This window comes from Salinarimonas rosea DSM 21201 (assembly GCF_000429045.1).
Classification (GTDB): Bacteria; Pseudomonadota; Alphaproteobacteria; order Rhizobiales; family Beijerinckiaceae; genus Salinarimonas; species Salinarimonas rosea.
The window spans coordinates 50,734-66,372 of sequence record NZ_AUBC01000017.1 but is presented as its reverse complement, the minus strand read 5'-3'; the positions used below and the strand labels follow the sequence as shown (position 1 = coordinate 66,372).

Sequence of the window (15,639 nt, the reverse complement as noted above, 5' to 3'; positions counted from 1 at the left end):
GCGCGTTCGCCGGCCGGTCACACGGCGATGGGCGCCCTGATGGCCGGGTGCGGGTCGTAGCCCTCGATCGCGATGTCCTCGAAGCGGAAGGCGAAGAGGTCGGTCACGTTTGGGTTCAGCACGAGGCGGGGGAGGGGGCGCGGCTCGCGGCGGAGCTGCTCGCGCGCCTGATCCAGGTGGTTCGAATAGAGGTGCGCGTCGCCCAGCGTGTGGACGAAGTCGCCGACGCCGAGCCCGGTCGCCCGCGCGATCATGTGCGTGAGGAGCGCGTAGCTCGCGATGTTGAAGGGCACGCCCAGGAACACGTCGGCCGAGCGCTGGTAGAGCTGGCAGGAGAGCCGGTTTTCCGCGACGTAGAACTGGAACAGGCAGTGGCAGGGCGCGAGCGCCATGCGGTCGAGATCCGCCGGGTTCCAGGCGGAGACGACGAGGCGGCGCGAATCGGGATTGCGGCGGATCTCGTCGACGACCCACTCGATCTGGTCGATCGTGCCGCCGTCGGGCTTCTCCCACGAGCGCCACTGCTTGCCGTAGACCGGCCCGAGCTCGCCGTCCGCGTCCGCCCACTCGTCCCAGATGGTGACGCCGTTCTCCTGGAGCGTGCGCACGTTGGTGTCGCCGGCCAGGAACCAGAGCAGCTCGTGTACGATGGAGCGGATGTGCAGCTTCTTCGTCGTGACCAGCGGAAAGCCCTCGGCCAGGTCGAAGCGCATCTGGTGGCCGAACACGGACCGCGTCCCCGTTCGCGTGCGGTCGGACTTCTCGACGCCGGCGTCGAGGATGCGCCGGAGGAGGTCGTGGTACTGATGCATGGGGCGGGCTCCCGTGGGGGCGCGATGATAGCGCGGGTGTCCTGCGCTCGCACCCGACCTCCTCGCATTTCCACAGGACGACGATAAGTCGCTTCCGCCCGTCAGCTCCTCCGGTCCAGCATGACGAATGCGAGGAACGCACGTTTGTCGCGTTCGCCGACCCGCTGAAAGCGCACGATCGCGATCTCTGCTGATGCGACGTCGGCGAGCACCTCCGAGGAGCGAAAGCTGCAACACGGGTCGTAGTCGGCCGCATGACGCTTGGTCTGCAGGCGCACGACGAGGTTGGCGAACTCCGCGAGGTCGCTCGACGGGAGTGCGAGAATCTCCAATGATCGGCAGGCGCGCTTCAGAGAGCCGTGATTGAGCGATCGGTAGACATGCTGCCAGGCCGGTTCGCTTCGGCCCGTCGTCGTCTCGCCGACGAGCAGGTCGGCCGCGCTTCGGCACAGACAGTGGAAGACGGCGTAGTAGGCGGTGCTCATCGCACGTTTCAAGCCGGCTTGCGACGATCCTGGCTCGCCGGTCGCGAGGAATGCGGCTAGCGCGATCAGCTCAAGCGGCTGCAGGTCGCAATCCTCCTGCCTCCGACGCCGAGACGAACCGCAGAACCGGGAACGCCTCCTCGCCTGCGGCGGCGAGAGCATTCCGCAGGTGGCGCGTCAGCGCGGCGGTCTCCCACGCATCGAGCGCGAGGGCGTCTCCGGCCGCCACGAGCGTGATGTCGAGAATGGGGTCGCCGTCGTGATCGGTCGCGCGAAACGCGTGGGCGGTGCCGATCTGCGGGCCGCGGGTGAGCCGTTCACGCGACACGCGCATGGTGAGGCGCTCGATTGCGCGGTCCGTCAACGCCGATCCCATTCGCTGCATTCCTCGCGACGGATAGCTCGGTGGCGGCAACGGACATGCAAGATGCCGTTGCCGTCATCCGCAGGTTAGTATCGTCGCGAGGCGGGCGTCAACGTCGGATTCGCATCCGACCTGCACCCGAGACCCCCCTCACGCCGCATACCGGAACGTCGCCGCCGCCTTCAGCCCTTCGGGCAGGCGGTCGGCATGGGCGGCGAGCACCCGCCCGCCGGTGCGCACGGTGCGGCCGACGATCTCGTCGAGCACGTCGTAGGTGGCGACGCTCGCCTCCTCGCCTGGCACGAAGGAGCCGATGCCGTCCTCGAGCCGGCCGTAGACCGTCTCGTCCAGCGAGACGACGAGGGTGTCGACGCGGCCCTCCTCGGCGGCGCGGGCGATCTCCGAGAGGTCGCTCGAGCCCTTGCCGACGTTGCGCAGCTCGTCGACCCGCGCGAGCGCCTCCGCCAGCGCCCGGTCGAAGCGCGCGTCGACGATGGCGCGGGCGCGCTCGGCGATCTCCTCGTCACCGGTGCGGCTCTGGTTGCCCGCGATCGCCTCCTCGGCGAGGTGCGGATAGGTGTTCACCTCCCGGTAGAAGCCGAGGATCGACTCGACGCCGGCCAGCACGAGCGGCGTGCGCCGGCCCTGGAGCACGCGGCGCATCACCTGCTCGACATGGTGCGCGAACTGGCGCTGGCGGATCTTCTTCTCGCTCGACTGCTGGATGCCGGAGGTGACCGTGTTCTCCGGCGTGCGCTCGTGCTCGACGAAGTCGTCGAGGTCCTTCGGCAGGCCGGTGTCCTCCACCTCGGTCACCTGCCCCTCGTCGACGCGCAGGAGCCGCACGCGTCGCTGCTCGAGCTCGAGCACGTAGGCGTCGTGGCGATTGGTCAGCAGCGGGGCGAGCGGCTTGATGTGGAAGCGGTCCGAGATCTCGATGCGGCGCGCGAGCGTCTCGGGCAGGCGTACGGTGCGCAGCATGCCCGGCTTGACGAAGACCACGAGGCCGTTCGCCACCCACTTCCAGAACGTGCCGTCCTCCTCGAGCGCCCGGAGCCGCTCGTCGATGTCGGCGATCGCGGCCTTGTCGAGGCCGGCGGCCTCGAGGCGTCGCACCGCCTCCTCGCGCAGATCGCGCAGGGCGAGCGTGTCCTCGCGCAGCGACGGGATGGTGGCGGGCTGGGTCGGCATCGTGAGGGTCACGCAGGGCGTCCCGCGCTGCGCGTCGAGCCGGCGCAGGTCGTCCTCGGTGACGGGGTCGAGATGCAGCATGTCCGGTCTCCCTGTTTCGGCGCCTGCTTCCTCTCCGAGGCCCGGGCGCGGCGGCGCGACGGGCCTCGGGTGTCGGTGTGAGACGTGTGCGGCGCCGTCCCGGTTCCGCGTCTTCGGGACACCGCCGCGGGGCGAAGGCACCTTTGCCGGCGTGCGCCCTTCGCGGGCGCCGCGCGATGGCGTATGGCTGGCGCCGACCCGTCGATCGATCACCCCGAAGAGGACGACATCATGGCCGACATCACCCGCGCCCAGGCGCGCACCATCGTCGAGACCGCGCTCGCCACGGGCCGCGAGCGCGGCTTCAAGCCCCTCGCCATCGCCGTCTACGACGCCCGCGGCGCGCTCAAGGCCTTCGAGGCGGAGGACGGCACGTCCCTCAAGCGGGGCGAGATCGCCATGGGCAAGGCCTTCGCGGCGGTGGCGCTCGGCGTGCCCTCGCGCACCATCAACGCGATGGCGCTGGAGCGCCCGCACTTCGTCGGCGCCCTCGGCGCCGTCGTCGGCGGGCCGTTCGTGCCGGTGCCGGGCGGCGTGCTCGTGAAGGCGAGCGACGGGACGCTCGCCGGCGCCGTCGGCATCTCGGGCGACACGTCCGACAACGACGAGGCGGCGGCGCTCGCCGGCATCGCAGCCGCCGGGCTCGAGGGCGTCACCGGCGCCTGAGCCGCGGCGGCGGACGACCTATCGGTCCTCCACCACGAAGACGCCGCGTGCGGGGTCCGTCCCGTCCGGGTCGGCGCAGGCGAAGGCGTGCTCGCCCGCCTCGTCCGTCTGGAACACGATCTGGCCGATCGTGCCGGGCGCGACGATCCAGGCGCCCTGCGCGTCGTCGTACGCGGTGTCGACGGCGCTCGCGACCGTCGCCTCGTCGATGAGCGTCGGCGCGGCGAAGGCGCCGACCGTCTCTGTCCCGTTGACGATCTGGAGCGTCAGCTGCTCCCCTGCGGGGAGCGGGGCGCGGTCCGGGCGGCAGACGATCCGGCCGTCTTCCACGCTCATGGCGATCTCGACGGCGACCGGCCGGGCCGGATCGGCGATCGGCACGTCGGCCGTCGGCGCGCCGGGCTGGACCTGCGCCTGGGCGGGCGCGACCACGGCGAAGCAGGCGAGCCCGAAGGCGGCGAGGACGGCGTCGCGCACCCGCGCGCAGTTCGCCTCGCGGGTGTCGATGGCCCGGGCCCGGGCGGCCCCGGTGGCGGCGGTGCTCTCGCCACGAGCCGGCAAGGGCGATGTCATGAAGAATCTCCCGAAATACGTCCGTATCGAACATCGAACACGGAGCGAACGCGGGCTCGCCGCGCGGCGTTCCGGAGGGCGGTGCGGAGGAGGGGCGGAACGGGACGGCGCCCGCGCCGTTCGCCAACGAGCGCGGGCGCGCCGGTCGTCGAGGAGCCCGCGAGGGAGGAGAGCCGTGACCCTGCGAGACGCGCCCCGCATCCCGACGTTCGCCGCCGCCGGGCTCGCCCTCGCGGCACTGGCCGCGCCCGCCGCCGCCGACGATCCGCCCCTCGCGGAGGGGCGATCCGCGCAGGTCGAGGCGCCCGCGACCGGCGACCTGCCGCGGGGCGACGCCGTCCTCGACGCGATGCCGCTCTTCACCGGCGCGATCGGGGACGCCGCCGGGAGCGGGGAGGGCGTTCTGGAGACGCCCGCTCTCGGCGACCGCCCGACACCGGCCGAGGCGCGCCGGCGCGGCGAGGTCGGAGAGACGCGGATGCGCCCGCGAGGCGGCTCCGCCACGGGCGGCAAGCCGGACGTGCCGCCGGAACGCTGACGCCTCGCCCGGCGGGCCGACCGCGGAAGCATCCGCGTGGGGCATTCGCGCACATGCGCACTGTGGATTGGGGTGGAAATCCCGTACTTACGGCACCTCGGGTCGAGACGCGCGGCGCGTCATTTGTTAGACACTCCGTGAAGACGTGCCCGCCGCGTTCGGAATCGCGGCGCGCGCGCGCCTTTTTGCGAGCCGGTGTCTTTACAAGGCCCAGGTTTTTGGGCACTCTCGCGTGCGAGGGCGGAAGTAAACCGCCTCGTCGACCGCTTTAAAAGCAATTCTATGCGATACGCCAGAAGAGCCAAGAGACCGGTCTGAGGGGTGCTTGTTTTCGGACCGGATCATTGCGCCTCGTCGCGATCAGCTCCAGTCCCGAAACACACGTGTGGGCGTTCAACGTCAGCTGCAAGAGCGCGAGAGCGAGAGAATACATGGGTCGAGGTCGAGAGTTCCGCGATTCGGGCCGTCGTGGGTTCGATGATGATTTCGGTCAGCGTCGCGCTGACTTCTTCGAGCCGCGCGCGGAACGCGGCTCCTTCGGTGGCGGCGCCCCCAGCGCGCCGCGCCCCGTCGGCGGACCGCTCGTCGACGCCGTCGTCAAGTGGTTCAACCCCGAGAAGGGCTTCGGCTTCGTCGAGGTCGCGGACGGCACCGGCGACGCCTTCCTGCATATCCGCGCGGTCGAGGCCGCCGGCCACAGCGACCTGCAGCCGGGCACCCGGCTCGAGGTCCGCACCGCACAGGGCCAGAAGGGGCCGCAGGTCACGGAGGTGATCTCGGTCGACACCTCCACGGCCGAGGCGCCCGCGCCGCGTGCGCCCGGCGGCTTCGGTGCCGGCCCCGGCGCCGCGCGTCGTCCGCCGCGTCCCGGCTTCGGTGCCGGCGGTGGTGGTGGTGGTGGTCCGCGCCACACCGGGCCGACGACGGAGCTCATGGGCACCGTCAAGTGGTACAACCCCACGAAGGGCTTCGGCTTCATCGTGGCGGAGGACGGCGGCAAGGACGTCTTCATCCACCGCTCGGTGCTGATGCGCGCGAACCTGCCCGACCTGATCGAAGGACAGCCCGTTCGCATGGGCGTCGTCGACGGCATGAAGGGCCGCGAGGCCGCCACGATCGAGCTCGGCGACGCCTGAGCGACGGTCGATGACGTGATCAGGAGGGGCGGGTCCCGCGAGGGGCCCGCCCTTTCGCGTTCTCCGGCACGGATCCTGCCGGCACGGATCCCTGCCCGGCACGGATCCTCCCCGGTGGGGGCGTCCGCGCGCGGCGCGGACCGTGGGGCCGTCCGAGATCGCGGCGAGCCGTATCGCCGCAGGCCCCGTTCTACGGTCTGCGTCCTCCCCCGCGGGGAGGGGGCGGGGTGGCGCCGCGGGGGTGCGTCGTGCGAAAATGCGGCGCGCGGCGGAACGGGGGCGGCTCTTGGCGAGAGGCTGTGACGCACACACGAGGTGGAGGGCGTGCGCATGACGCGCTGGCTCACCGGCTTCCTCGTGCTCGCGGCGCTCTTGACGCTGACCCGCGAGGCGGTGCTGACGCTCGGAGAAATTCGTCGGCGCCGGCGCGCGAGGCTCGCCGACGAGCTTGACGGCGCGGCCTTGGAACACGACATCGCCCAATGGCGACGCTCGACCGGGCGGCGCCTCTGGATCCAGCTGGTGGGCGTTCCCCTCCTGCTCGTCGGCATTCTCATCTTGGTCGGAGTCTTCGGATGAAGGACATGTTTCGCGGCACGCTGGTGAAGGTGCTGCTTCTCCTGATCGTGCTCCTGCCACTGGGCGCCTTCCTGCACTACAACCTGCCCGGCTACGACGTGGTGCGCATCACCTCGACCGACATCCGCCGCGTCGACCGCGACGGCGAGGCCGCCAACAACGAGCTGCCGGGCGCCACGCGCGACGTCTACGTGATCTTCGCGGAGGACCCGGAGAGCGGCGCAGCGCGCGTCTACTACAACGAGGATACCGGCTGGGGCTTCCCCTGGTACTTCAAGTTCGATTCCGCCAACGTCCACCAGCGCGCCGGCGCCATTGCCCGGGAGGCCGACAACCGCGCCCTCGTCACGCATTACGGCTGGCGTGTGCCGATGCTCTCGTGGTTCCCCAACGCCGTCTCCGTGGAGCGCGTGGAGCCCGGCTACACGCCGATCCCGTGGTTCAACATCGTCTTCTTCGTCCTCCTGGCGGCGGTGATCGGCTGGATCTGGTGGTCGGTGGCGCGCTGGCGCCGTCGGCGCACGGCGTCCCTCTGACGCCGCGATGAGGCTCGAGGCGCGGCTCGCGACGGGGACGATCGGCGTCACCGTCGCGCGGAGCCTGCGCGCGCCGGGAGATCTGTTCGGCTTCGCCGAGCGGCGCAACCCCAAGCGCGCCTTCCTTTTCGTCTCGAAGGTGCTCGGGCGCCACATCCCCGTGGCGCCGTCGATCATGCGCGCGGCGACCCGCGACCTGGCGGCGGCGATCCCGGCGGACCTGCCGGGGCCGGTGCTCGTCGTCGGCATGGCCGAGACCGCGATCGCGCTCGGCGCCGGCGTGCAGCAGGACTATGTCGCCGCCACCGGGCGCGACGACGTCCTCTACCTGCCCACCACCCGCCATCCCCTCGGCTCGCCTCTGTGGCTGACCTTCGAGGAGGAGCACAGCCACGCGACGCGTCACCTCGTCCACGCCCCCGTCGACCCCGCGCTCGCGGCGCTGGCGCGCGGGGCGAGGAGCCTCGTCCTCGTCGACGACGAGGCCTCGACCGGCAGGACCTTCCTCAACCTCGCCCGCGCCTTGCGCGAGGCGGGTCTCGCGCCGGAGCGCATCGTGCTCGCGACGCTCACCGACTGGTCGGGCGGGGAGGCGGCGCGCGCGCTCGCTGCGGAGAATGCGACGTTGCTCGAGGGGAGCTACGTGTGGCAGCCCGTTCCCGGCGCGCCGCTCCCCGAGATGCCGGCGGTCGACGTCACCGCGCGCGGGGCCCATTCGCCCGATCCGGCGCGGGACTGGGGTCGGCTCGGCGTGCGGACGCACCGCCCTCCGGCTGTCGCCGGCCTCGCGCCGCGGCCGGGCGAGCGCATCCTCGTGCTGGGGACGGGCGAGTACGTCTTCCCGCCCTTCCTGCTGGCCGAAGCGCTCGAGGCCATGGGCGCCGACGTGCGCTTCTCCGCCGTCACGCGCTCGCCCATCGCGGTCGGCCACGCCATCGGGACGGCGCTCGCCTTCGGCGACAATTACGGCCTCGGCATCCCGAACTTTCTCTACAACGTCACGCGCGAGCCCTACGATCGCATCCTCGTCTGCGTCGAGACCGGGAGCGCCGCGCTCGACCCGGCGCTCGTGGCGGCGCTCGGGGCGCAGGTCCTGGAGGACGCGGAGATCCAGCCATGAGCCGGCCCATCGTCTTCGTCGATCTCGACGACACGCTGTTCCAGACGCGCGCCAAATGCCCGCCCGACGCGCCCGAGGACGCACTCACCCTCGCCGCGCGCGCGACCAACGGTGCGCACTCGCTGATGACGCGCCGCCAGAAGGCGTTCGTGGACTGGCTGATCGCCACGGGCGAGACCATCCCCGTCACCGCCCGCTCGCGCGAGGCCTATTCCCGCGTGGCGATCCCGTTCGCCTCCTTCGCCATCGTCTCGAACGGCGCGGTGATCCTCGACGCCGCGGGCGTGCCCGATACGGGCTGGGCGGAGGTGATGGCGCGGGATCTCGGCGCCCACGAGGAGACGCTGGCGGCGCTCCTCGCCCAGGGCCGGGCGGCGGCGGAGACGGCCGGGATCGACGCGCGCTCCTGGATCGTCGCCGAGGAGACGGTCTCGACCTACGCCGTGTTCAAGCAGAACGACGGGGACGGCACGCGCCTCCCCGAGATCGCGGACGCGCTCGCCACCACGTTCGACCTCGCCGGCTGGACGGTGCATCACAACGGCAACAATCTCGGCCTGCTGCCGCCGGCGCTCTCGAAGCGCCGCGCGGTGGCCCATCTCCTGGAGCGGCTGCGCGCCGACGCGCCGGACCGGCCCTCGCTCGGCTTCGGCGACAGTCTCACAGACCTCCCCTTCCTCGCGGCCTGCGACTTCTGGGGCGTGCCGGCGAGAAGCCAGCTCGCGCGGGCGCTCGACGGGGGAAGCCCGCCGCACGGGGGAGGGTCGTGATGGATGGCGGCTTTCCCGGCTCCTTCGCCGAGGGCGACATCGCCTTCCTGCTCACGCCGCTCGCCCTCGCCGAGACGCCCGCCGAGGAGAAGGAGCGGGCGATCCAGTCCGGCGCGCGCCACTATTCCGAGATGATCGGCCGCGAGGAGCCTCCCTCGGCCGCCTATCGCGCGCTCTACGCGGACGCGCTCGCCCGCCACGCCCCGCGGGCGGCCCGGGAGATCGCGGGGCTGGCGAAGGGGCTCGCCGCGGCGATCGACGGGCCGATCACGCTGCTGAGCCTCGTGCGCGCCGGCGCGCCGCTGGGCGTGCTGCTCAAGCGCGCGCTCGCGGCGCTCGGGCGCGACGTGGATCATGCCGGCGTCTCGATCATCCGGGACCGGGGCATCGACGCCGTCGCGCTCGCCCATGTCGCCGCGCGGCGCCCGACCGGGGGCGCCGTCTTCGTCGACGGCTGGACCGGCAAGGGCGCGATCGCCGGCGAGCTCGCGCGCACGCTCGAAGGACGCACCGACTGGGCGCCCCGCCTGGTGACGCTCGCCGACCCCTGCGGCCGCGCCTGGCTTTCGGCCTCGGGCGAGGACTGGCTGATCCCGTCCGGCATCCTCGGCGCCACCGTCTCGGGCCTCGTCTCGCGCACGATCCTCAACGAGGCGGTTCGTCCGGGCGACTTCCACGGCTGCCGCGTCTGGGACCACCTCGCCGCGTACGACGTCACCCGCGATCACGTCGAGACGCTCTGGGCGCGCGTCGCGCCCGCCCTGCGCGATCCCGCCGTCCGGCCGATGCAGCCCGAGGATCCCGACCGGGCGCGGCGCCGGGACGCCTCCCGCGCGGTCGTGGCCGGGGTCGCGGAGCGCTTCGCGGTGGACAACCACAACCGCATCAAGCCCGGCATCGCCGAGGCGACGCGCGCGGTCTTGCGCCGGGTGCCCGAGCGGGTTTTCGTGGCGTCCGCGGCGGACCCCGACTGCGCGGCGCTCGTTCATCTCGCGCGCGAGCGCGACGTTCCGCTGGAGGAGGCGGGCGAGGCGATCGCCCCCTACCGCGCGCTGACCTTGATCCGGAGGGTGTCGTGACGAAGACCGCGCATGACGTCGTCTCTCCCGCCCGCGGCATCGACCCGCTCGCGCTCGGCGCGACGCTCTACGTCCCCGCGACGCGGCCCGACATCCGCGCCGTGGCGACGGGCGCGAAGCTGTCGGGCCTGCGCTCGATCGTGCTCTGCCTCGAGGACGCCGTCGCCGAGACCGACATCGGCGACGCGCTGGCGAACCTGCGCGGGCTCCTCGCCGCGCTCGAGCGCATCGACGCGCCGACGCCGGACGCGCCGCTGCTGTTCGTGCGCCCGCGCTCGCTCGCCATGGCGCGCGAGATCGCCGCGCTCCGGGGCGCCGAGCGGCTCGCGGGGCTGGTGGCGCCCAAGGTGCGCCCCGGCGAGGTGGCCGCCTGGGTCGCCGCGCTCGGCGGGCGCGATCTCCTCCTGATGCCGACGCTGGAAACGCCGGAGGTGTTCGATCCATCCGCCATGCGCGACCTGCGCGACGAGCTCGTGGCGGAGGCGCGCGGGCGCGTGCTGGCGCTGCGCATCGGCGGCAACGACCTCCTCGCCTGCCTCGGCCTGCGGCGCATGCCCGGCGAGACGCTCTACGAGGGGCCGCTCGGCCCGCTCGTCGCCCAGCTCGCGGGACTGATGATCCCGGCCGGCTTCGCGCTCACCGCGCCGGTGTTCGACATCGTGCGCGACCCCGCGACGCTCGCCCGCGAGGCGGCCCGCGACGTCGCCTTCGGCCTGTCCGGCAAGACCGCCATCCACCCGATGCAGGTGGCGATCATCCACGCCGCCTACGCCGTGCGCGCCGACGATCTGGCGAGCGCGCGGGCGATCCTGCAGGAGGATGCGCGCGCCGTCTTCCAGCACGCGGGCGCCATGTGCGAGCCGACCGTTCATCGCGCCTGGGCCCGCCGCGTCGTCGCCCGCGCCGCCCTCTACGGCGTCGCCGAGGAGGCCTGGGCGGCGGATGCGACGGGGTGAGGCCGCCTCAGCGCTTGGGGCCGAGCGTCAGCTTCTGGACGCCGCCCGTGGCGCGGGTGGGCTTCCTGGCGGAGAGGACGCGGGAGTTCACCCCCTGCCAGGAGATCTCGCCGGAGAGACGGCCGAACTCGATCTTCGGGCAGCGGTCCATCACGACCCGCACGCCGGCCGCCTCCGCGCGGGCCGCGGCCTCGTCGTTGCGGACGGAGAGCTGCATCCAGATCGTACGCGGCTTCGGCTCGAGCGCCAGCGCCTCGTCGACGATGGGGCCGGCGGCCGCCGAGTTCCGGAAGATCTCGACCATGTCCACCGGGCGGTCGAGATCCGCGAGGCTCGCGTAGACGCGCTGGCCGAGGATCTCGCTGCCGGCCTGGCCGGGGTTGATCGGGATCACCTCGAAGCCGCGGCCGAGCAGATACTTCATCACGATGAAGCTCGGCCGCGCCGGGTTGCCGGACGCGCCGACGAGGGCGATCGATTTCGTCGTGGTGAGGACGTCGCGGATCAGGGCATCGGGATAGGCGAGGGGGGTGGCTGCTGTTCCGGAGGCGGAGGCTTCGTGGCTCATCGGTCTTCCCAGGCGGGCGGGCGCTTCTCGACGAAGGCGTTGATACCTTCTTCCGCATCGCGCGCCATCATGTTCTGCGCCATCACCCGCGCGGCGTAGTCGTAGGCCTCGGAGAGGCCCATCTCCGCCTGACGGTAGAACGCGCGCTTGCCGGTGGCGACGGTGAGCGTCGAGCGCCCGGCGATCGAGCGGGCGAGGGCGTCGGCCGTCGCGAGCGCCTCGCCGGCGGGGACGACGCGGTTGACGAGGCTGAGCCGGTAGGCCTCGCGGGCGTCGACCGGCTCGGCCAGCAGGAGCATCTCCATCGCGTGCTTGGGCGCGAGGTTGCGCGAGAGCGCCACCATCGGGGTCGAGCAGAACAGCCCGATATGGACGCCGGGCGTGGCGAACCGCGCGCCCTCGCCGGCCACCGCGAGATCGCAGGTGGCGACGAGCTGGCAGCCGGCGGCGGTGGCGACGCCCTCCACCGCCGCGATCACCGGCTGGGGCAGCGCCACGATCGCCTGCATCATCGCCGAGCAGCGCCGCATCAGGTCCTCGAAATAGGCCCGCCCGCGGTCGGCGTCGGCGCGCCGGGCGGTCATCTCCTTGAGATCGTGCCCCGCGCAGAAGGCCGGACCCTCGGCCGCGAGCACGACGCAGCGCACGGAGCGGTCGGCGGCGACCGCGCCGAGCGTCTCGTGGAGCAGCGCGATCGTGGCGTCCGAGAGCGCATTGCGGGCGCGCGGGCGGTCGAGGACGAGGGTGCACACGCCGTCGGCGTCGCTGCGGCGGAGCGGGGGCGCGTCGAGGCCGGTATGGGCGTTCATGCTCTCCTCCGCTGCGGACGGTGGGAAGGCGGGCGCGCTTGATCTCGCGGGGCGCGCGGGCTTGGATGCGTCGAGCGGGCGCGAGACCCGTGTCGTGCGAGGGGAGAGTGCCCGATGAGCGAGCGTCCGGCAATGCGCGAGAGCGCGACCCGGCCGGTGATGAGCGCGCCCGAGGTCGAGGCCTTCCTCGAGCGCGAGTTCCCGGAGATCTATCTCGACGGCCGGATCTGGCACGTGGAGGCGGTGGGGCCGCTCACGGCGCGGATGCGGCTCGACTTCCACCCGCGCCATGTCCGCCCGGGCGGCACGCTGTCGGGCCCGTCGATGATGACGCTCGCCGATCTCGCGCTCTACGTCGCGGTTCTCGCCAACGTCGGACCGGTCGCGCTCGCGGTGACGACGAACCTCTCCTTCAACTTCCTGCGCAAGCCGCCCCAGGCCGCCCTCGTCGCCGACACCCGCCTCCTCAAGCTCGGCCGCCGGCTCGCGGTGGGCGAGGTTACGATCCGCTCCGAGGGCGCGGACGAGCCGGTCTGCCACGCGACGGGGACCTACGCGCTGCCGGGGTGAGGCGGGCGCCGTCGGCGCTCGGCCGCCGGGACGAGGCGATGGGCGATGCCCCTCAGGCGAGGAGGTCGCCGGTCTCGCAGATCACCACGCCGGCGCGCTCGAGGTCGGCGAGCGCCTTGGCGAGCGACCCGTCCTGGTCGATCGCCCGGCAGGCGTCGATCACGACGACCGTCTCGAAGCCTTCCGCCCGCGCGTCGAGCGCGGTCCAGGCGACGCAGAAGTCCGTCGCCAGCCCGGCGCAGAAGACGCGCTTCAGCCCGCGCTCACGCAGGTAGCCGGCGAGGCCCGTGTGGGTGTGCCGGTCCGCCTCGCGGAAGGCGGAATAGCTGTCCACGTCCTTGTGGAAGCCCTTGCGGATGACGAGCTCGGCGGCGCTCGCGCAGTCGAGCCCACGCGAGATCTCCGCGCCGCGGGAGCCCTGGACGCAATGGTCCGGCCACAGGACCTGCGGCCCGTAGGGCATCTGGATCGTCTCGAACGCCGCCTTGCCCGGATGGCTCGAGGCGAAGGAGGCGTGGTGCGGCGGGTGCCAGTCCTGCGTCAGGACGAGGTGGCCGCGATGGCTGGCGAAGCGCCGGGCGAGCGCGTCGATCGGGGCGATCACGCCGTCGCCGTCCGCCACCGCCAGCGCCCCGCCGGGCAGGAAGTCGTATTGCACGTCGATCGCGAGGAGGACGTCCTCCTCGCCGAGCGTCGGGTCCATCTGGCGCTCCCTCGGCGTTTTCGTCGGCGTAGTCGGTGCCCGGGAGCGCGCGCGGCGTCCGAACGCCGCGCGCGCCGAGGCAGGGACGCGCGAGGCGCGTCAGTTCGGCAGCTGGGCCTCGATCCCCTGGACATAGAAGTTCATGCCGAGGATCTGCGCGTCGGAGAGGGCGCCGTCGCCTTCGCAGGGCACTTCCGACCCGTCCTGCGCGAAGACCGGGCAGGTGAAGGGGTGCAGCTCGCCGGACGCGATGGCGGCCTCGGTGGCGCGGGCCATCTCGGCGACCTCCTCGGGCATGTTCTTGTACTCGGCCATCTCCACCATGCCGGAATCGATACCGCCCCAGACGTCCTGCGACTCCCAGGTGCCGTCGAGCACGGCCTGGACCCGCTCGACGTAGTAGTCGTTCCAGTTGTCGACGATGGCGGTGAGCTGCGCCTCGGGCGCGAACCGCTCCATGTCGGAAGCCTGGCCGAAGCCGAGCGCGCCGCGGTCCGCGGCGGCCTGGAGCGGGGCCGGGCTGTCGGTGTGCTGGGTGATGACGTCGACGCCCTGGTCGAGCAGCGCCGTCGCGGCGTCCGCCTCGCGGGCGGGGTCGTACCAGGAGTTCACCCACACGACGCGCAGCTCGATGTCGGGGTCGATCGACTGCGCGCCGAGCATGAAGGCGTTGATGCCGGCGATGACCTCCGGGATCGGGAAGGCGCCGACGTAGCCGATGACGCCGCTCTCGGACATGCGCGCGGCGATCTGGCCGATGATGTAGCGGCCCTCGTGGAACTTCGCCGCATAGGTGGCGAGGTTGTCCGCGCGCTTGTAGCCGGTCGCGTGCTCGAACTTCACGTCGGGATAGCGCTGCGCGACCGCGAGCGTCGGCTCCATGAAGCCGAACGAGGTCGTGAAGACGATGTCGTGGCCCGTGCGGGCGAGCTGCTCGATGGCGCGCTCGGCGTCGGACTCCGGCACGCTCTCGACGAAGGTCGTCTCGACCTTGTCGCCGAAGGCGGCCTCGACGGCCTGGCGGCCCTGGTCGTGCTGGTAGGACCAGCCGTGGTCGCCCACCGGGCCGACGTAGATGAAGCCAACCTTGGCGGTGTCCTGCTGCGCGACGGCAGCCGTCGCACCGATGGCGAGCGCCGCGACGGCGGCGATCAGCGAAGTCCCTGTCTTCATGACGACCTCTTGTTCTGGAGAACCACGACTGTGACACTCATCCCCGACCCGTGCAACGGCGCGCGCGGGGTCGGCGCGTCCGACGTCAGCGCCCGCCCGCGACCCGCGCCGCCGCGGCGGCGAGCGCCGCGTTCCCGGCCGCGGGCGACCCGTCCGGCAGGACGAGCACGTCCTCGAGCCCGATGCGAAGATCATGCCCGGCGCGCAGCGCGGCCGGCAGCACCGGCCAGAACCCCGTGTCGAGCCCGTGGCTCAGGACGGGGCCCGCCCAGCCGCCCTCGTCGAGCTCGGCCACGACGGCCTCGAAGGCGCCGAGCGCCTCGCTCTCGCCCTGCTCGACGATCTCGACGAGGACGCGCAGCACGCGATCCGCCCACGGCTCGCGCAGGAAGCGGGCGACGTCGCCGCGCGACCACAGCCCGGCCTCGACGCCGATGCCCATTTCGAGAGCAAGTGCCACGACTTCGGGCGCATCGTCCTCGCAGAGGTTGATGGAGACGTAGTCCGGCTCGACCCGCCAGCCGCGCATCGCCTCGCGCCGCGCGGCGCCCCCGGGCGCGATCCAGGCGCCGGTGGACACGCCGACGGGGATGCCGGGGCAGGCGGCGCGGATCGCGTCCAGCGCGGTGGCGACGGCGTCCGCCTCGAGCGTCTCCGCGCCGGAGGCGTCGCGCGGATGCACGTGCAGCGCCCCGACCCCCGCCGCCACGACAGCGGCGGCATCGGCGGCGAGCTCGTCCGGCGTGAGCGGAACGGCAGGGTGCTCCGCGCGGGTGCGGGCGCCGTTGAGGGCGGCCTGGAGGAGCATGGCGGTTCCTTTTCAGTTGCATCCAGCTCGGAGTTCTGCCATCCATCCGTTCAAGGGTTGGCAGGTAGTTTCGTTGCCGCGTTTCGTGGCATGAGAAAAAATGGCCAGGGTTCGTCTGCTTC

The 15,639-nt window shown here is 72.5% G+C and carries 20 protein-coding genes; 10 read left to right on the top strand and 10 right to left on the bottom strand.

Annotated features, from left to right (window positions below; genetic code table 11):
- Positions 1-17: 17 nt before the first annotated feature.
- The 4 genes from G407_RS0114395 to G407_RS0114385 form a co-directional block, all read right to left on the bottom strand.
- Complete coding sequence (locus G407_RS0114395) at positions 18-812, bottom strand: thymidylate synthase (protein WP_029031366.1); 795 nt, start codon at positions 810-812, stop codon at positions 18-20.
- Positions 813-913: 101 nt separating this feature from the next.
- Complete coding sequence (locus G407_RS0114390; RefSeq protein ID WP_052341391.1) at positions 914-1,297, bottom strand: hypothetical protein; 384 nt, start codon at positions 1,295-1,297, stop codon at positions 914-916.
- 70 nt (positions 1,298-1,367) lie between these two features.
- Positions 1,368-1,661, bottom strand: coding sequence for a hypothetical protein (locus G407_RS30555; RefSeq protein ID WP_156917594.1), 294 nt, complete (start codon positions 1,659-1,661; stop codon positions 1,368-1,370).
- A 150-nt stretch (positions 1,662-1,811) separates the two neighbouring features.
- The gene (locus G407_RS0114385; RefSeq protein ID WP_029031364.1) at positions 1,812-2,933 is read right to left on the bottom strand and encodes a baeRF3 domain-containing protein; all 1,122 of its coding nucleotides are present in this window, start codon (positions 2,931-2,933) and stop codon (positions 1,812-1,814) included.
- A 231-nt stretch (positions 2,934-3,164) separates the two neighbouring features.
- Here G407_RS0114385 and G407_RS0114380 point away from each other — a divergent pair, with 231 nt between their 5' ends.
- Entirely contained in the window at positions 3,165-3,599 is a 435-nt protein-coding gene (locus G407_RS0114380; RefSeq protein WP_029031363.1) for a GlcG/HbpS family heme-binding protein, read from the top strand.
- An 18-nt stretch (positions 3,600-3,617) separates the two neighbouring features.
- Here the strand turns inward: G407_RS0114380 and G407_RS0114375 are convergent, their stop codons facing one another.
- A complete protein-coding gene (locus tag G407_RS0114375; RefSeq protein WP_029031362.1) occupies positions 3,618-4,172 on the bottom strand; it encodes a cupredoxin domain-containing protein in 555 nt (184 codons plus the stop codon).
- A 175-nt stretch (positions 4,173-4,347) separates the two neighbouring features.
- Here G407_RS0114375 and G407_RS0114370 point away from each other — a divergent pair, with 175 nt between their 5' ends.
- The 8 genes from G407_RS0114370 (at position 4,348) to G407_RS0114335 (ending at position 10,886) form a co-directional block, all read left to right on the top strand.
- Positions 4,348-4,710 (top strand): hypothetical protein, encoded by a 363-nt coding sequence (locus G407_RS0114370; protein WP_029031361.1) that lies wholly within the window; start codon positions 4,348-4,350, stop codon positions 4,708-4,710.
- A 431-nt stretch (positions 4,711-5,141) separates the two neighbouring features.
- Entirely contained in the window at positions 5,142-5,846 is a 705-nt protein-coding gene (locus G407_RS32740; RefSeq protein WP_029031360.1) for a cold-shock protein, read from the top strand.
- Positions 5,847-6,176: 330 nt separating this feature from the next.
- The gene (locus G407_RS0114360) at positions 6,177-6,425 is read left to right on the top strand and encodes a hypothetical protein (protein WP_029031359.1); all 249 of its coding nucleotides are present in this window, start codon (positions 6,177-6,179) and stop codon (positions 6,423-6,425) included.
- Positions 6,422-6,961, top strand: a complete 540-nt coding sequence (locus tag G407_RS0114355; RefSeq protein ID WP_029031358.1) for a DUF1523 family protein — start codon at positions 6,422-6,424, stop codon at positions 6,959-6,961. Before G407_RS0114360 ends, G407_RS0114355 begins: the two co-directional genes overlap by 4 nt.
- A 7-nt stretch (positions 6,962-6,968) precedes the next feature.
- Positions 6,969-8,081: a phosphoribosyltransferase domain-containing protein gene (locus tag G407_RS0114350; protein ID WP_029031357.1), complete on the top strand. Its 1,113-nt coding sequence runs from the start codon at positions 6,969-6,971 to the stop codon at positions 8,079-8,081.
- On the top strand, positions 8,078-8,851 hold the full coding sequence (locus G407_RS0114345; RefSeq protein WP_029031356.1) for an HAD family hydrolase: 774 nt from the start codon (positions 8,078-8,080) through the stop codon (positions 8,849-8,851). The genes G407_RS0114350 and G407_RS0114345 overlap by 4 nt, the downstream gene beginning before the upstream one ends.
- Positions 8,851-9,930: a cysteine protease StiP domain-containing protein gene (locus tag G407_RS0114340; protein WP_029031355.1), complete on the top strand. Its 1,080-nt coding sequence runs from the start codon at positions 8,851-8,853 to the stop codon at positions 9,928-9,930. Before G407_RS0114345 ends, G407_RS0114340 begins: the two co-directional genes overlap by 1 nt.
- Positions 9,927-10,886, top strand: coding sequence for an HpcH/HpaI aldolase/citrate lyase family protein (locus G407_RS0114335; protein WP_210163117.1), 960 nt, complete (start codon positions 9,927-9,929; stop codon positions 10,884-10,886). Before G407_RS0114340 ends, G407_RS0114335 begins: the two co-directional genes overlap by 4 nt.
- Positions 10,887-10,893: 7 nt before the next feature.
- On the opposite strand, the gene G407_RS0114330 is transcribed toward G407_RS0114335, so the two are convergent.
- The gene (locus G407_RS0114330; RefSeq protein ID WP_029031353.1) at positions 10,894-11,454 is read right to left on the bottom strand and encodes a CoA-binding protein; all 561 of its coding nucleotides are present in this window, start codon (positions 11,452-11,454) and stop codon (positions 10,894-10,896) included.
- Positions 11,451-12,263, bottom strand: coding sequence for an enoyl-CoA hydratase (locus G407_RS0114325; protein WP_029031352.1), 813 nt, complete (start codon positions 12,261-12,263; stop codon positions 11,451-11,453). Before G407_RS0114325 ends, G407_RS0114330 begins: the two co-directional genes overlap by 4 nt.
- 114 nt (positions 12,264-12,377) lie before the next feature.
- On the opposite strand from G407_RS0114325, the gene G407_RS0114320 reads away from it, so the two are divergent.
- Positions 12,378-12,833, top strand: coding sequence for a PaaI family thioesterase (locus G407_RS0114320; RefSeq protein ID WP_052341389.1), 456 nt, complete (start codon positions 12,378-12,380; stop codon positions 12,831-12,833).
- A 52-nt stretch (positions 12,834-12,885) separates the two neighbouring features.
- On the opposite strand, the gene pncA is transcribed toward G407_RS0114320, so the two are convergent.
- From pncA to G407_RS0114305, 3 genes are all read right to left on the bottom strand, one after another.
- Positions 12,886-13,536, bottom strand: coding sequence for a bifunctional nicotinamidase/pyrazinamidase (gene pncA, locus G407_RS0114315; RefSeq protein ID WP_029031350.1), 651 nt, complete (start codon positions 13,534-13,536; stop codon positions 12,886-12,888).
- Positions 13,537-13,635: 99 nt separating this feature from the next.
- Positions 13,636-14,709 carry a BMP family ABC transporter substrate-binding protein gene (locus G407_RS0114310; protein ID WP_029031349.1) on the bottom strand — a complete coding sequence of 358 codons (1,074 nt, stop codon included), beginning with the start codon at positions 14,707-14,709 and terminating at the stop codon, positions 13,636-13,638.
- 85 nt (positions 14,710-14,794) lie between these two features.
- Positions 14,795-15,517 carry a 3-keto-5-aminohexanoate cleavage protein gene (locus G407_RS0114305; RefSeq protein WP_029031348.1) on the bottom strand — a complete coding sequence of 241 codons (723 nt, stop codon included), beginning with the start codon at positions 15,515-15,517 and terminating at the stop codon, positions 14,795-14,797.
- Between the last annotated feature and the right edge of the window lie 122 nt (positions 15,518-15,639).